Origin of the sequence: Luteibacter sp. 22Crub2.1 (assembly GCF_900167995.1) — a bacterium.
Classification (GTDB): Bacteria; Pseudomonadota; Gammaproteobacteria; order Xanthomonadales; family Rhodanobacteraceae; genus Luteibacter; species Luteibacter mycovicinus.
In genome coordinates this window covers 1-12,335 of record NZ_FUYT01000012.1, presented here as the reverse complement: position 1 = coordinate 12,335, position 12,335 = coordinate 1, and the positions used below count along the sequence as shown (strand labels likewise).

Here is a 12,335-nt window from a genome sequence, read left to right as displayed (position 1 = left end):
GCCGTTCCGTGCTCCGGCAGGCGCCAGTCCTTCCGCGCTCCTGTAGGAGCCAGCCCTGCTGGCGACAGCCAACGAAGCGGCGAAGCGGCAACCCTCAATTTGCGTAACATCTCACAAGCCAACGCAGCATCCGTCATCGTCGAGCGTCCGCCCGCCCCAGCCAAAGCCCCACCCAGAGCGGCTTCCGCCAAACCCCGTCCACCTCCCATTGGCTCCCGCCAACTCCCCACCTAAAGTCACGCCCTTTGCGCAGTCAGCAAGCGAGCGGTCATGGGCAAGTGGTGGTGGCGGTCATGCATGGGCGTGGCTGGCGGTTCGATCATGGGAATGTCGGCCTGGGCTGCCGATGCGCCGACAGAGGCGGAAAGCGCGCCCTACATCGAGGCACGCTACCGTTACAGCAATCTCCATTCCGACGGTGCGCCTAAGCGAGGTCACGCCAACACGTTGCGCACGCAGCTTGGCTATCACTGGGTGATCGGCAGCGGCTGGAGCGTCTACGGCGAAGGCACCCGCACGTGGGCGCTGTTCGGTCAGCAATACGATGATGGCTCGGCCCGTATCACCCCCTATCCAACCGAAGCGGATCCCGCCTCCACCGGCGTGTCCAATGCGTGGGCGGAGTATCGCGACGACGCGTTCGCCTTGCGCGCCGGACGTCAGTACGTGCTTCTCGATGCCGGCCGTTTCATAAGCAACAACCCATGGCGGCAGAACCTGCAATCCTACGACGGTGTGCAGCTGTCCTGGAAAGCGTGGCAGGGAGCCGACCTGCGCTACTTCTGGCTGGGCCGCGCGAACCGTACGCCTGGGTTCGATTTTCACGACCGTGATCAGCGTCGGTGGAAGCTCGCAGCGCACCTGCTGCACCTGGATCAGGCGTTGCCGGTGGGTAAGCTGGCCGCCTACGGCTATTTCATCCGCAACGACACGGTGGCGGCCAACTCGACGAAGACGGCCGGCGCCCGCTGGACGGGCTCCTACCAGCCCGCTGCCAGCGCGGCGAAACTGGGCTGGACCGTGGACGTGGCCCGCCAGTACGACTACGCGAATAACCCCGCGCGGTTCAGCCTCGGCTATCACCTGTTCGAAGTGAGCTACGGCCTGCCAGCACTTTCCGGGCGCGCCGGTGAGGAGAAGCTTGACGGCAACGGGCGCAACGCGGTCAACGTCGCCTACGGCGCGGCTCGCGCCTTCAACGGCTGGGTGGTGGCTTTCCGCATTCCCCGCACCGGCTTACGCGAACGCTACGTCGGTGTCCTCGGCAGCGTCGATGCGGGCCGCAAGATAAGCTGGCAGGTCACGTCGCGGCATTTCCGGGCAGAGAAGGGCGGTGCGCTGCTGGGCCGTGAACTGGATGCGGGCGTGCTGGTAGGGCTGGCCAGGGGCCTGACGCTGGACATCCAATACGGCGATTACCGTGCCTCATCCCACGGCGTCGATGAGCGAAAACTGTGGTTCATTGGCGAATACCGATTCGGCCAGGCGCCGCGCTGATGGGATAACCCACAAGTTATCCACAGACTTATCCTCTCAAGGTTTGCGACCGGGGCGCGTATCATGGCGTCACGGCGACCCGGGCCCGGGTCATCAGCCGACGGCATGACGAGGTAAACGATGTCCTTCAACCCAGAGCGTGGCGAGCGCGGTGAGCGCGGCGACCGCAAGCGCCGCCGCGAGCGCGAGCCCAGCGCTTTCGAGTCCCTTCGCATCCCGCCGCACTCCATCGAGGCGGAACAGGCCGTCCTGGGCGGCCTGATGTTGTCTCCGGACTCGCTGGACAAGGTGGCCGATAAGCTGACCGACGACGACTTCTACCGCAAGGACCATCGTCTGATCTGGCGCGCCATCAACGAGCTGGCCAACAAGGGCATGCCCTGCGACGCCATCACGCTGGGCGACTGGTTCGTCGCCAACGAAATGGCCGAGATGGTCGGTGGTGCCAGCTACCTGATGGAACTGGCCAACTCCACGCCCAGCGCAGCCAATATCGCCGCTTATGGCGATATCGTGCGCGAAAAGTCGGTACTGCGCATGCTGATCGACGCGGGTACGTCGATCACCGAGGACGGTTTCCGTCCCGAAGGCAAAAGCGTTCAGGAGGTGATGGAACTCGCCGAGCAGCGCGTGTTCCGTATCGCGGAATCGGGCGCGCGCGGTAAGAAAGACATCGTCTCCGTACGCGAAGCCGTGGGTGAGGCCTTCCGCATGCTGACAGAGCGCTATGAAAAGCGCGGCCAGCTCACCGGTCTGTCCACCGGCTTTACCGATCTCGACGAACTGACCTCGGGCTTGCAGCCGTCCGACCTGGTCATCATCGCGGCTCGTCCGTCGATGGGTAAGACGGCGTTCGCACTCAACCTCGCCGAAGCGGCGGCGATGCGCGGCAAGAAGGCCGTGGCGGTGTTCTCGATGGAAATGTCGGCCTCACAGCTGGCCTTCCGTCTGATCTCGTCGCTCGGTCGCGTGCACGCGCAGCACCTGCGAAACGGCGATCTGGCCGAAGAAGACTGGCCGCGCGTCACGTCGGCGATCACCATGCTCTCCGATGCGAAGATCTTCATCGACGACACGCCAGCCATGTCGCCGGTGGAAATGCGCTCGCGTTCGCGTCGTCTGCAGCGCGAACACGGGCTGGGCCTCATCGTGATCGATTACCTGCAGCTGATGCAGGTGCCCGGCAACAGCGAAAACCGCGCGACGGAGATCTCGGAAATTTCCCGCGGCCTCAAGGCGCTGGCGAAGGAACTCAATGTGCCGGTGATCGCGCTGTCGCAGCTGAACCGTTCATTGGAGCAGCGCGCCGACAAGCGTCCGATGATGTCCGATCTTCGCGAGTCCGGCGCTATCGAGCAGGATGCCGACGTCATCATGTTCATCTACCGCGACGAGTACTACAACAAGGAATCGCCCGATAAGGGCCTGGCCGAAATCATCATCGGCAAGCAGCGTAACGGTCCGACGGACACGGTGAAACTGGCCTTCCTCGGTCACTACACCAAGTTCGAGAACTGGACGCCGGAATCCTACGTGGGGTCGTTCGACTAGCTTGTTGCTTTGGTTGTCTTTCATGCGTCGGGGATGGGGTCATGAGGCTCAGGTTCTGGGGAATGTCGCTGCTCATGCTCGCCACCGACGTGTCGGCGGCCGAACGTATCGCGCTGCCCGACCACCCCACGGCCGACCAGCGCGCCGACATCGAGCAGCGCCTCAACGACTGGCCGCTGCTGGCGCGGTTCGCGAAGGACAACGCAACCTATCCGCCGCCCCGGGCCGGGGAGAAGCGCGTCATCTTCTTCGGCGACTCGATCACCGATTTCTGGGGCCGGCCCATCGGCGAGTTCTTCCCGGGGCGTGGCTACATCAACCGCGGGATCAGCGGCCAGACGACGGCGCAGATGCTGGTTCGCTTTCGCGCCGACGTGATCGCCCTGAAGCCGGCGGTCGTTGTGATCCTCGCCGGGACGAACGACATCGCGGGTAACACCGGAGCGTCGTCGCTGGGCATGATCGAGGACAATCTGTCGTCGATGACCGAGCTGGCACGGGCGCATGGTATCCATGTCGTCCTCGCTTCGTTGCTGCCCGTCAGCGATGCGGTCATCAAGGATCAGACGGTGCGCCGGCCGCCCTCGGCGATTCTCGCCCTGAATGCATGGATCCGTCAGTACGCGGGAGCGGAGCATCTCGTGTTGCTCGATTACGCGCCAGCGATGTCGGACGGCGCGGGCGCCCTGAAGGTCGACTTGACGGACGATGGGTTGCATCCGAACGCGAAGGGCTACGCCGTGATGGCGCCGCTTGCTCAGAAAGCCGTCGATGCCGCTTTGGCGGCGGCGACTGATTAACGCGTTGGCAAATTCCTACAGCATTTTAGGACAACGCCCAACAGACGCATGTCTGCCTGATCGCTAGCATCGTCCGCTCATTCGACGGCCTTTTCCCGCGTGCGTCCGGGCAGGGTCAAGGTCGTTCAGGGCCGGACGCATCAGGACAGAATCCATCATGGAAATTACCTTCAGGCACGCCGGTGTGGCGTCGCTTGCGCTTGGCCTCACCCTTACGCTTTCCGCGTGCGCCGCCACCAACCCGCTCGTCGCCAAAACCCAGAAGGAGCACGAAGCGAAGGTCGCCGCCATTCCCAAATGCGCACGCAAGCTCGGAAGCATCTCGGTGCTCGAGCCCGAGGGTGACGTGCACTGGTGGACGCAGCAGCAGCTGCCGTCGCCGACCAAACTCATCAAGGTGTTCGTCAATAAGTCCGGCTGCTTCACACTGGTGGATCGCGGCACGGGCATGAGCGCGGCGATGCGCGAGCGTGCGCTTGCGGCCGGAGGTGAACTCCGTGGTGGCGCCAACGTCGGCAAGGGGCAGGTCAAGGCGGCGGACTATGTCATGGTCCCCGATCTGGTTTCGGCCAATGGCAATGCCGGCGGCAGCGCGCTGGGAGCGCTGGCGGGTGGTCTGATCGGGGGCGGTGCCGGGCGCCTCGTCGGTTCCATCAACATCAGTTCCAAAACGTCGGACGTGGTGCTCACCGTCACCGATGTGCGCTCGTCCGAGCAGGTCGCGATGGCGGAAGGCCATGGCGAGAAGAATGACATCGGCCTCGGGGCCCGCGGCTCGTTCTTCGGCAGTCAGGGTATGGGCGGCGCCGGCATCGGTGGCTACGCCAACACCACGATCGGCCAGGTCATCACCATGGCCTACCTCGATGCCTACACCAAGCTGGTCAACGAAATGGGCGGCATGCCTGGCAACGCGTCCGCAGCGAATGTGCGGCAGTCCGGCACGGTTCGCGTGGCGACGCGCATGTTCGCCACCTCCAGCATGAAGGGCAAGGCCGTGCGCTCGCTCGAGCCCGGCATGACGGTCTATCCGACGGGCGACAAGGTCGGAGTCATCTGGGAGGTCGAGGACGAGCACGGCAACCGTGGCTGGATCTCTTCGGAAAACTTCGACCTGGCGCGCTGACCGGCCGGTAACCGCCACCCTCGCGCCACACGGCTGCCCGGTCGATCCGGCTAGACTGGGCAGTCTTCTTCGTCAGCGTTGCCGCATTCAAGCCCATGAGCCGTACCACCGTCGCCACCATCCATCTCGGTGCCTTGCGCCATAACCTCGCACGCGTGCGGGCACTGGCGGGTACCGCGAAAGTCATGGCGGTGGTGAAGGCCGACGCGTATGGGCATGGCCTCGAGCGCGTGGCCCGCGCACTGGACGGCGAAGCCGAGGCCTTTGCGGTCGCGGCCATTGCGGATGGTCTGCGGCTTCGCGCGGCCGGTCACCGGCAGCGCATCGTCGTTCTCTCCGGCCCCGACACCTCGTCCGATATCGCGGAAATGCAGCGCCTCCGGCTGGACGCGCTGATCCATCACGATGCCCAGCTGCCCTGGCTGGCGAAGGCCGATCCTTCGCGAGGTCCGCTGCGGGTCTGGATCAAGGTCGACACGGGCATGCACCGGCTCGGTTTCGATCCGGTGCGTGCACGTGAGGTGCATGCCGCTCTGTCGGCCATGCCAGCCATCGACCCCGAACTGGGACTGATGACGCATTTCGCCTCGTCGGAGGAATTCGAGGGGCGCGAGACCGCCCTGCAGATCGCCCGGTTCCGCGCGGCGACCGAAGGACTCCACGGCCCGCGAGCGTTGTCCAACTCCGCCGCGGTGCTCGGCTGGCCGGATGCGCGCGCCGACTGGGTTCGCACGGGCGGCCTGCTCTACGGACTGTCCGTGGTCGAGGGCAAATCCGGTAGCGATTTCGGCTTCCGTCCCGTCATGACCCTCGCCACCCGTCTCGTAGCGATCAATCGCCTCGCAAAGGGGGAGCGTGTCGGCTACAACGGCACCTTCGAGTGCCCTGAAGACATGCCGGTCGGCGTGGCCGCCATCGGCTACGGGGATGGTTATCCACGCAGTGCCGCCCCCGGCACGCCGGTGTCGATCCATGGCCGCCTGGCGCCGCTGATCGGCCGGGTCTCCATGGACCTCATCACGATCGACCTGCGCGGCATACCCGAAGCGCGTACCGGCGACCGCGTGACGTTGTGGGGTGAGGGGCTTCCGGTCGAGACGGTGGCGGCGTCGGCGGGTACCATCTCGTATGACCTGACCTGTGGCATGACCCGTCGCGTACTGTTCGTCGAAGACGAAACCTGAGCGAGCGTCACCCGCGTATCGGTCCCTGCGACAGCGCTGTGCGATACAGCCTCATCCACTTCACGGAATTTCCCGACGATGGCCAAGGCCAAGACCGCTTACGTGTGCACCCAGTGCGGTGCCGAGCACAGCAAATGGCAGGGCCAGTGCGCTGAATGCAACGAATGGAACGTCCTCACCGAATTCGTCGTGCAGCCCGCCAAGCCCGCGGCGGTGTCATCGCCGGGTGCCCGGCGCGGCGGTTATGCGGGGGACGCCGCGGGCGCGCCGAGGATCACGCCACTCACCGAGGTCCTGCTGACGGCCGAAGCCCGCACGAATACCGGCATAGGCGAGCTCGATCGCGTGCTCGGCGGCGGTCTGGTCGATGGCTCGGTGGTGCTTATCGGCGGCGATCCGGGGATCGGCAAGTCGACCCTGCTGCTGCAGATGCTCGGCACGCTGGGTGCCGTGTTGCCAAGCCTGTATGTCACGGGCGAAGAATCGCTGAGTCAGGTGGCGAGCCGCGCACAGCGCCTCGATTTGCCGCTGGCGCCTTTGCATGCGCTGGCGGAAACCTGCATCGAGCGGATTCTCGAGCAGGCGGTGACTGCGCGGCCGCGCGTCCTGGTGATCGACTCGATCCAGACGATCTGGACCGAGATGCTCACCGCCGCACCGGGGTCCGTCAGCCAGGTGCGCGAGTCCGCCGCCAAGCTCACGCGCTTCGCCAAGGAAACCGGCACCTCGGTCTTTCTGGTCGGTCATGTGACGAAAGAGGGCGGCATCGCCGGACCGCGCGTGCTTGAGCATATGGTCGACGCCGTCCTGTATTTCGAGGGCGAGTCGGGCAGCCGTTTCCGTGTGCTGCGCGCGTTCAAGAACCGCTTCGGCGCCGTCAACGAGCTGGGCGTGTTCGCCATGTCCGAGAAAGGTCTGCGCGAAGTCCCGAACCCCTCGGCCATTTTTCTTTCCGCCCATGCGGGCCCCACGCCCGGCAGTGCGGTCATGGTGACCCGCGAAGGCACACGGCCGTTGCTGGTCGAGGTCCAGGCGCTGGTCGATCAGTCGTCACTGGGTAACCCCCGGCGCGTGGTGCTGGGGCTGGAGCAGAACCGTCTGGCCATGTTGCTCGCCGTCCTTCATCGCCACGGCGGTGTGGCGGCATATGACCAGGACGTCTTCGTCAACGTGGTTGGCGGTATTCGTGTTCAGGAGACGGCATCCGATGTTCCGGTGATCATGGCGGTGCTGTCCAGCCTGCGCGATCGTCCCCTGCCCGAAAAGACCATCGCCTTTGGTGAAGTCGGTCTGTCCGGTGAGATCCGCCCGGTGCCCAATGGCGAGGAGCGGCTGAAGGAAGCGGCGACGCACGGTTTTCGTCGTGCCATCGTGCCGGCCGCCAACGCGCCCAGGCGTGGTCGCGTTGGCGACATGGAAGTCATCGGGGTCGAGCGGTTGTCACAGGCCCTGGACGCGAGCCGGGACGCGTAAGCCGCAAGGGCGCAAGGACGCGCGCGCTTATGCCGTGCGGTGCAGGATGAGCTCCAGCACCGCCTTGGTGCCGAAGAATGCCAGCAGCAGGAACGCCATGCCGGCCAGCGTCCAGTACACGGCACGAATGCCGCGCCAGCCGTAGCGCCACCGTCCCCAGAGCAGGACCCCGAAGACGATCCAGGCGATGATCGAGAGCACCGTCTTATGGACGAGGTGCTGCCCGAACAGGTCGCCGACGAACAGGGCGCCGGTCACCAGAGTCAGCGTGAGCAGCACGAAGCCGACCGCGATCAGACGGAACAGCAGTACTTCGGTCAGCGTGAGCGGGGGCAGGGCGCGCAGCCAGTGGCCGAACTTGCTCCGGCGCAGTGCGCGCTCCTGAATCGCCAGCAGGATGGCCAGGGCGGCGGCGATCGACAGGATGCCGAAGGCCAGCACGGCGATGGTGACGTGCAGCTCGATCTGCCAGGTCATGATGCCGGGCGCGGTGTGAGGCGCCAGAAACGTGTCGACCGCCAGGAAGATCGCGGAGAGCGGGAAGATCAGGATGCCCAGCCCCGCGACCGGCCGGGACAGGTTGACCGCCAGCGTCAGTGCCGAGGCGATCCAGGCGACCAGCGACAGGGCGGCGAAGAAATGCAGATCCAGCGTGCCGCGGTGGGCACTGAGCAGGACGGCGCCGTGGGCAAGGGCGGCGACGGTCGCCAGCAGGGCGCCCGCACGGGCGAGCGGCTGCCCGCCCGTGACCAGTGGCCGCGCGAGGACACCGGCGGCGGACAGGTAGAGGGCGATGGCGGCCAGCGTAAGGGCGGTGACGATCATGACTGCGGAGTGTGGCATAGCCGCCCGGGGTCGTGAATGCGACACAGTGGCATTTGCTCGCCCAAGCCCTTTGCGCGTCCCGCGTCAGCTATAATTCGTCGTTTACAGCATCGCCGACCCGACTCGCCATGTTCGAATCGCTCAGTAATCGCCTCTCCGATACCGTCAACCGCCTGCGTGGTCGCGGCCGGCTGACCGAGGAAAACATTCGCGAAACCCTGCGCGAAGTCCGCATCGCCCTGCTCGAGGCCGACGTGGCCCTGCCGGTGGTGAAGGCGCTGATCGAGCGAGTCAAGGTCCGCGCCGTCGGCCAGGACGTGCTGAAGAGCCTGTCGCCGGGCCAGGCGCTGATCAAGGTCGTCAGCGACGAGCTGACCGCGGTCATGGGTCAGGCCAACACCGAGCTGAACCTCGCCGCCACGCCTCCCGCCATCGTTCTGATGGCCGGTCTGCAGGGTGCGGGTAAGACCACCACGGTCGGCAAGCTGGCCCGTTTCCTCAGGGAGCGGAAGAAGAAGCGCGTCATGGTGGTCAGCTGCGACGTGTATCGTCCCGCCGCCATCGAGCAGCTGCGCACGCTGGCCGAGCAGGTCGACGTCACCTTCTTCCCGTCGGAAGCCGGCCAGAATCCGGTCGATATCGCGAAGGCCGCGGTTGCCGCCGCCCGTCGCGAAGTGATGGACGTGCTGCTGGTCGATACCGCGGGCCGTCTGCATATCGACGACGCGATGATGGACGAGATCAAGGCGCTGCACGGTGCCCTGAACCCCATCGAGACCCTGTTCGTGGTCGACTCGATGACCGGTCAGGATGCGGCCAATGTGGCCAAGGCGTTCTCCGACGCCCTGCCGCTGACCGGTGTGATCCTGACCAAAACGGACGGTGACGCCCGTGGCGGCGCAGCCCTGTCGGTGCGCTACATCACGGGTCGCCCGATCAAGTTCCTCGGTGCGGGCGAGAAGTCCGACGCCCTCGAGCCGTTCCATCCCGATCGCCTCGCGCAGCGCATCCTCGGCATGGGCGACGTCCTGTCGCTGGTCGAGGAAGTCGAGCGCAAGGTCGACCAGGAGAAAGCCCAGAAGCTGGCCGAGAAGGTCATCAAGGGCAAGCGTTTCGATCTGAACGACATGCGCGACCAGCTCGAGCAGATGTCGAACATGGGCGGCCTGGCCGGTCTCATGGACAAACTGCCCGGCATGGGCAACATCCCGGACAGCGTCAAGTCCAAGGTCAACGACAACGAGCTGAAGCGCATGGTCGCTATCATCGGCTCGATGACGAAGAAGGAGCGTCGGCACCCCGATCTCCTGAACGGATCGCGCAAAGCCCGTGTGGCGCGTGGTTCGGGCACGCAGCCGGCGGACGTCAACCGCCTGCTGAAGCAGTACATGCAGATGGAAAAGATGATGTCCAAGCTGTCCAAGGGCGGCAGCAAGGGTCTCCTCCGTCAGATGCGTGGGGCGATGAAGGGTATGGGCGGTATGGGCGGCGGTTTGCCGCCGATGCGCTAAACCCCTTCCATTTTCTACAACTTTCGCTAAAATGCCGGGTTTACCGCGCCCGCTTCTCGCGCGCGCCTTGCCGGCACACGGCATTCTGGAGCTCGTAATATGGTTAAGATTCGTCTTTCGCGCGGTGGCGCCAAGGGCCGTCCGTTTTATCACATCGTTGTGACCGACCAGCGCAGCCCGCGCGACGGCCGTAACATCGAGCGTGTCGGCTACTACAACCCGGTCGCTTCGGGCGCTGATAAGCGTCTCGAGCTCGACGTCGCCAAGGTCCAGGCCTGGGTCGGCAAGGGTGCGCAGCTGACCGACAAGGTCCGTGCCCTCGTGAAGGAAGCCGGCAAGCTGGCTGCTTGATGTCGACGGAGTCCGGTAAGCGCGTCCGTCTGGGGCGCATTGTCGGGCTCTACGGTGTGCAGGGCCAGGTCAAGCTCGAAAGCTGGACCGAGCCCCGCATCCAGATCTTCCGCTACCAGCCATGGCTGCTCACCGCGCCGGGTGTGGAAAAGGAAATCGGCGGAGTCCGTGGACGCGCGCAGGGCAAAGGTCTCGTGGCCAGCCTTCCGGGCGTCGAGGATCGCGATCAGGCGACAGCCCTCATCGGTTGTGAGATCACGGTCTCGCGCGATGTGCTGCCGCCTCCCGCTCCGGGCGAGTTCTACTGGACCGACCTTGAAGGCCTCGAGGTCGTTACCACGGAAAACGTCGTTCTCGGTCGGGTGAATCATCTGTTCGCCACCGGCGCCAACGACGTCATGGTGGTGAAGGATGGTGACAAGGAACGCCTGATTCCGTTCGTCCAGGGCCCTTACGTGCACGCTATCGATTTCGACAGCGCCCGCATCGTGGTGGACTGGGACCCCGAGTTCTAAGGCGACGAATCCAGGTCATGCGTATCGATGTGGTTTCGTTGTTTCCCGATTTCGTCCGCCAGTCGGCCGCGGTCGGGGTGGTCGGAAGGGCGCAGCAACGCGAGTTGTTACAGGTGGAAACCTGGAACCCTCGCGATTTCGCTCCCGACAGGCATCGCACCGTGGACGGCCGCCCTTTTGGCGGTGGGCCGGGCATGGTGATGCTGATCGACCCTCTGCGAGCGGCGCTCGCAGCGGTTCGTGAGGCGGCACCGGAACCGGTGCACGTGATTTATCTCAGCCCGCAAGGTGCGCGGCTGACGCAGAAGAGGACCGAGGCGCTGGCAAACATGCCGCGAATCGCCCTGATCTGCGGACGTTACGAGGGCGTGGACGAACGCCTGCTGGAGCACGAGGTCGACGAAGAGCTTTCAATCGGCGATTATGTGCTGTCTGGCGGGGAGCTTGCCGCAGCGGTGGTTATCGACGCGGTGGGTCGTCTTCAGGAAGGTGCGTTGAACGACGCGCAATCCGCCCAGCAGGACTCCTTCTCGGATGGTCTGCTGGATTGCCCGCATTACACCCGTCCCGAGCATCACGATGCCTGGGGCGGCGTGCCGGAGGTGCTGCTTTCCGGCGATCACGCGGCTATTCGCCGCTGGCGTCGAAAACAGTCGCTGGGTCGTACCTGGCTGCGCCGGCCGGATCTGCTAACGCAGCGTGCGCTCGATGATGAATCGAGGGCATTGCTTGATGAATTCCGCCGTGAATACGAACGGCCAAACGGTGCGGCCGGAAACGACCGCCGTAACAAAAATTGACAGGTGTGCCATGAACAAACTCCTCCAACAGTTCGAAGCCGAGCAGATCACCCGCCAGCTGCCGGATTTCGGTCCTGGCGACACCGTGATCGTCAACGTCAAGGTGAAGGAAGGTAACCGCGAGCGCGTACAGGCGTTCGAAGGTATCGTCATCGCCAAGCGCAGCCGCGGCCTGCACTCCGCCTTCACCGTGCGCAAGATCTCGCACGGCACCGGCGTGGAGCGCGTGTTCCAGTCGCATAGCCGCGCCATCGACTCGGTCGAAGTGAAGCGCAAGGGTAAGGTCCGCGGCGCCAAGCTGTACTACCTGCGTGGTCTCGAAGGTAAGGCTGCCCGCATCAAGGAAGACATCGCCGCCGCCGCCGCTGCGAAGGTCGCCAAGAAGGCCGCTGCCGCCGCTGCCGCCGCCGAGTAATCGGCTGCCGCAAGGCACACGAAAAAGCCCGCGAGCGATGAACTGACCCCAAGAAGTTGGACAGTTTGAGCTAGGCACTCAAGGCCTGGGTCCGGTATTGCACCGGACTCAGGCCTTCTAGTTTCAGCTTGATGCGTTCGTGATTGTAATAGTGGATGTAGTCGTCGATGCCGCGCTTGAGCTCTTCGACGCTATCGAACTGGTTGAGATGGAAGTATTCGGCCTTCAGCGTGCCAAAAAAGCTCTCCATCGCTGCGTTATCAAGACAGTTACCCTTGCGCGACATG

Annotated in this window: 13 protein-coding genes; 11 read left to right on the top strand and 2 right to left on the bottom strand. The window is 64.8% G+C overall.

Annotated elements, in window-relative coordinates:
- Nucleotides 1-270 precede the first annotated feature (270 nt).
- From B5X73_RS13440 to radA, 6 genes are all read left to right on the top strand, one after another.
- Nucleotides 271-1,497 (top strand): alginate export family protein, encoded by a 1,227-nt coding sequence (locus B5X73_RS13440; RefSeq protein ID WP_139382786.1) that lies wholly within the window; start codon nucleotides 271-273, stop codon nucleotides 1,495-1,497.
- A 120-nt stretch (nucleotides 1,498-1,617) separates the two neighbouring features.
- Nucleotides 1,618-3,048 carry a replicative DNA helicase gene (locus B5X73_RS13435; protein WP_036111694.1) on the top strand — a complete coding sequence of 477 codons (1,431 nt, stop codon included), beginning with the start codon at nucleotides 1,618-1,620 and terminating at the stop codon, nucleotides 3,046-3,048.
- A 62-nt stretch (nucleotides 3,049-3,110) separates the two neighbouring features.
- Nucleotides 3,111-3,848, top strand: a complete 738-nt coding sequence (locus tag B5X73_RS13430; RefSeq protein WP_254857295.1) for an SGNH/GDSL hydrolase family protein — start codon at nucleotides 3,111-3,113, stop codon at nucleotides 3,846-3,848.
- Between the two features lie 157 nt (nucleotides 3,849-4,005).
- Nucleotides 4,006-4,974: a CsgG/HfaB family protein gene (locus B5X73_RS13425; RefSeq protein ID WP_036111700.1), complete on the top strand. Its 969-nt coding sequence runs from the start codon at nucleotides 4,006-4,008 to the stop codon at nucleotides 4,972-4,974.
- A gap of 95 nt (nucleotides 4,975-5,069) precedes the next feature.
- On the top strand, nucleotides 5,070-6,158 hold the full coding sequence (gene alr / locus B5X73_RS13420; protein WP_079522098.1) for an alanine racemase: 1,089 nt from the start codon (nucleotides 5,070-5,072) through the stop codon (nucleotides 6,156-6,158).
- A gap of 78 nt (nucleotides 6,159-6,236) precedes the next feature.
- Nucleotides 6,237-7,631 carry a DNA repair protein RadA gene (gene radA / locus B5X73_RS13415; protein ID WP_079522097.1) on the top strand — a complete coding sequence of 465 codons (1,395 nt, stop codon included), beginning with the start codon at nucleotides 6,237-6,239 and terminating at the stop codon, nucleotides 7,629-7,631.
- A gap of 27 nt (nucleotides 7,632-7,658) precedes the next feature.
- Here radA and ccsA read toward each other — a convergent pair whose 3' ends face one another.
- Nucleotides 7,659-8,456 (bottom strand): cytochrome C assembly family protein, encoded by a 798-nt coding sequence (gene ccsA, locus B5X73_RS13410; protein WP_036111707.1) that lies wholly within the window; start codon nucleotides 8,454-8,456, stop codon nucleotides 7,659-7,661.
- Nucleotides 8,457-8,584: 128 nt separating this feature from the next.
- Between ccsA and ffh the strand changes: the two genes are divergently transcribed.
- The 5 genes from ffh (at nucleotide 8,585) to rplS (ending at nucleotide 12,048) form a co-directional block, all read left to right on the top strand.
- The gene (gene ffh, locus B5X73_RS13405) at nucleotides 8,585-9,967 is read left to right on the top strand and encodes a signal recognition particle protein (RefSeq protein WP_036111710.1); all 1,383 of its coding nucleotides are present in this window, start codon (nucleotides 8,585-8,587) and stop codon (nucleotides 9,965-9,967) included.
- Between the two features lie 99 nt (nucleotides 9,968-10,066).
- Nucleotides 10,067-10,318, top strand: coding sequence for a 30S ribosomal protein S16 (gene rpsP, locus B5X73_RS13400; RefSeq protein WP_036111712.1), 252 nt, complete (start codon nucleotides 10,067-10,069; stop codon nucleotides 10,316-10,318).
- Entirely contained in the window at nucleotides 10,318-10,833 is a 516-nt protein-coding gene (gene rimM, locus B5X73_RS13395; RefSeq protein ID WP_036111715.1) for a ribosome maturation factor RimM, read from the top strand. The genes rpsP and rimM overlap by 1 nt, the downstream gene beginning before the upstream one ends.
- A gap of 17 nt (nucleotides 10,834-10,850) precedes the next feature.
- Entirely contained in the window at nucleotides 10,851-11,633 is a 783-nt protein-coding gene (gene trmD, locus B5X73_RS13390) for a tRNA (guanosine(37)-N1)-methyltransferase TrmD (protein WP_036111718.1), read from the top strand.
- 10 nt (nucleotides 11,634-11,643) lie between these two features.
- Nucleotides 11,644-12,048, top strand: a complete 405-nt coding sequence (rplS, locus tag B5X73_RS13385; RefSeq protein ID WP_036111719.1) for a 50S ribosomal protein L19 — start codon at nucleotides 11,644-11,646, stop codon at nucleotides 12,046-12,048.
- A gap of 70 nt (nucleotides 12,049-12,118) precedes the next feature.
- On the opposite strand, the gene B5X73_RS13380 is transcribed toward rplS, so the two are convergent.
- On the bottom strand, nucleotides 12,119-12,335 hold a 217-nt coding region (locus B5X73_RS13380; protein ID WP_139382785.1), incomplete at its 5' end, for an IS3 family transposase.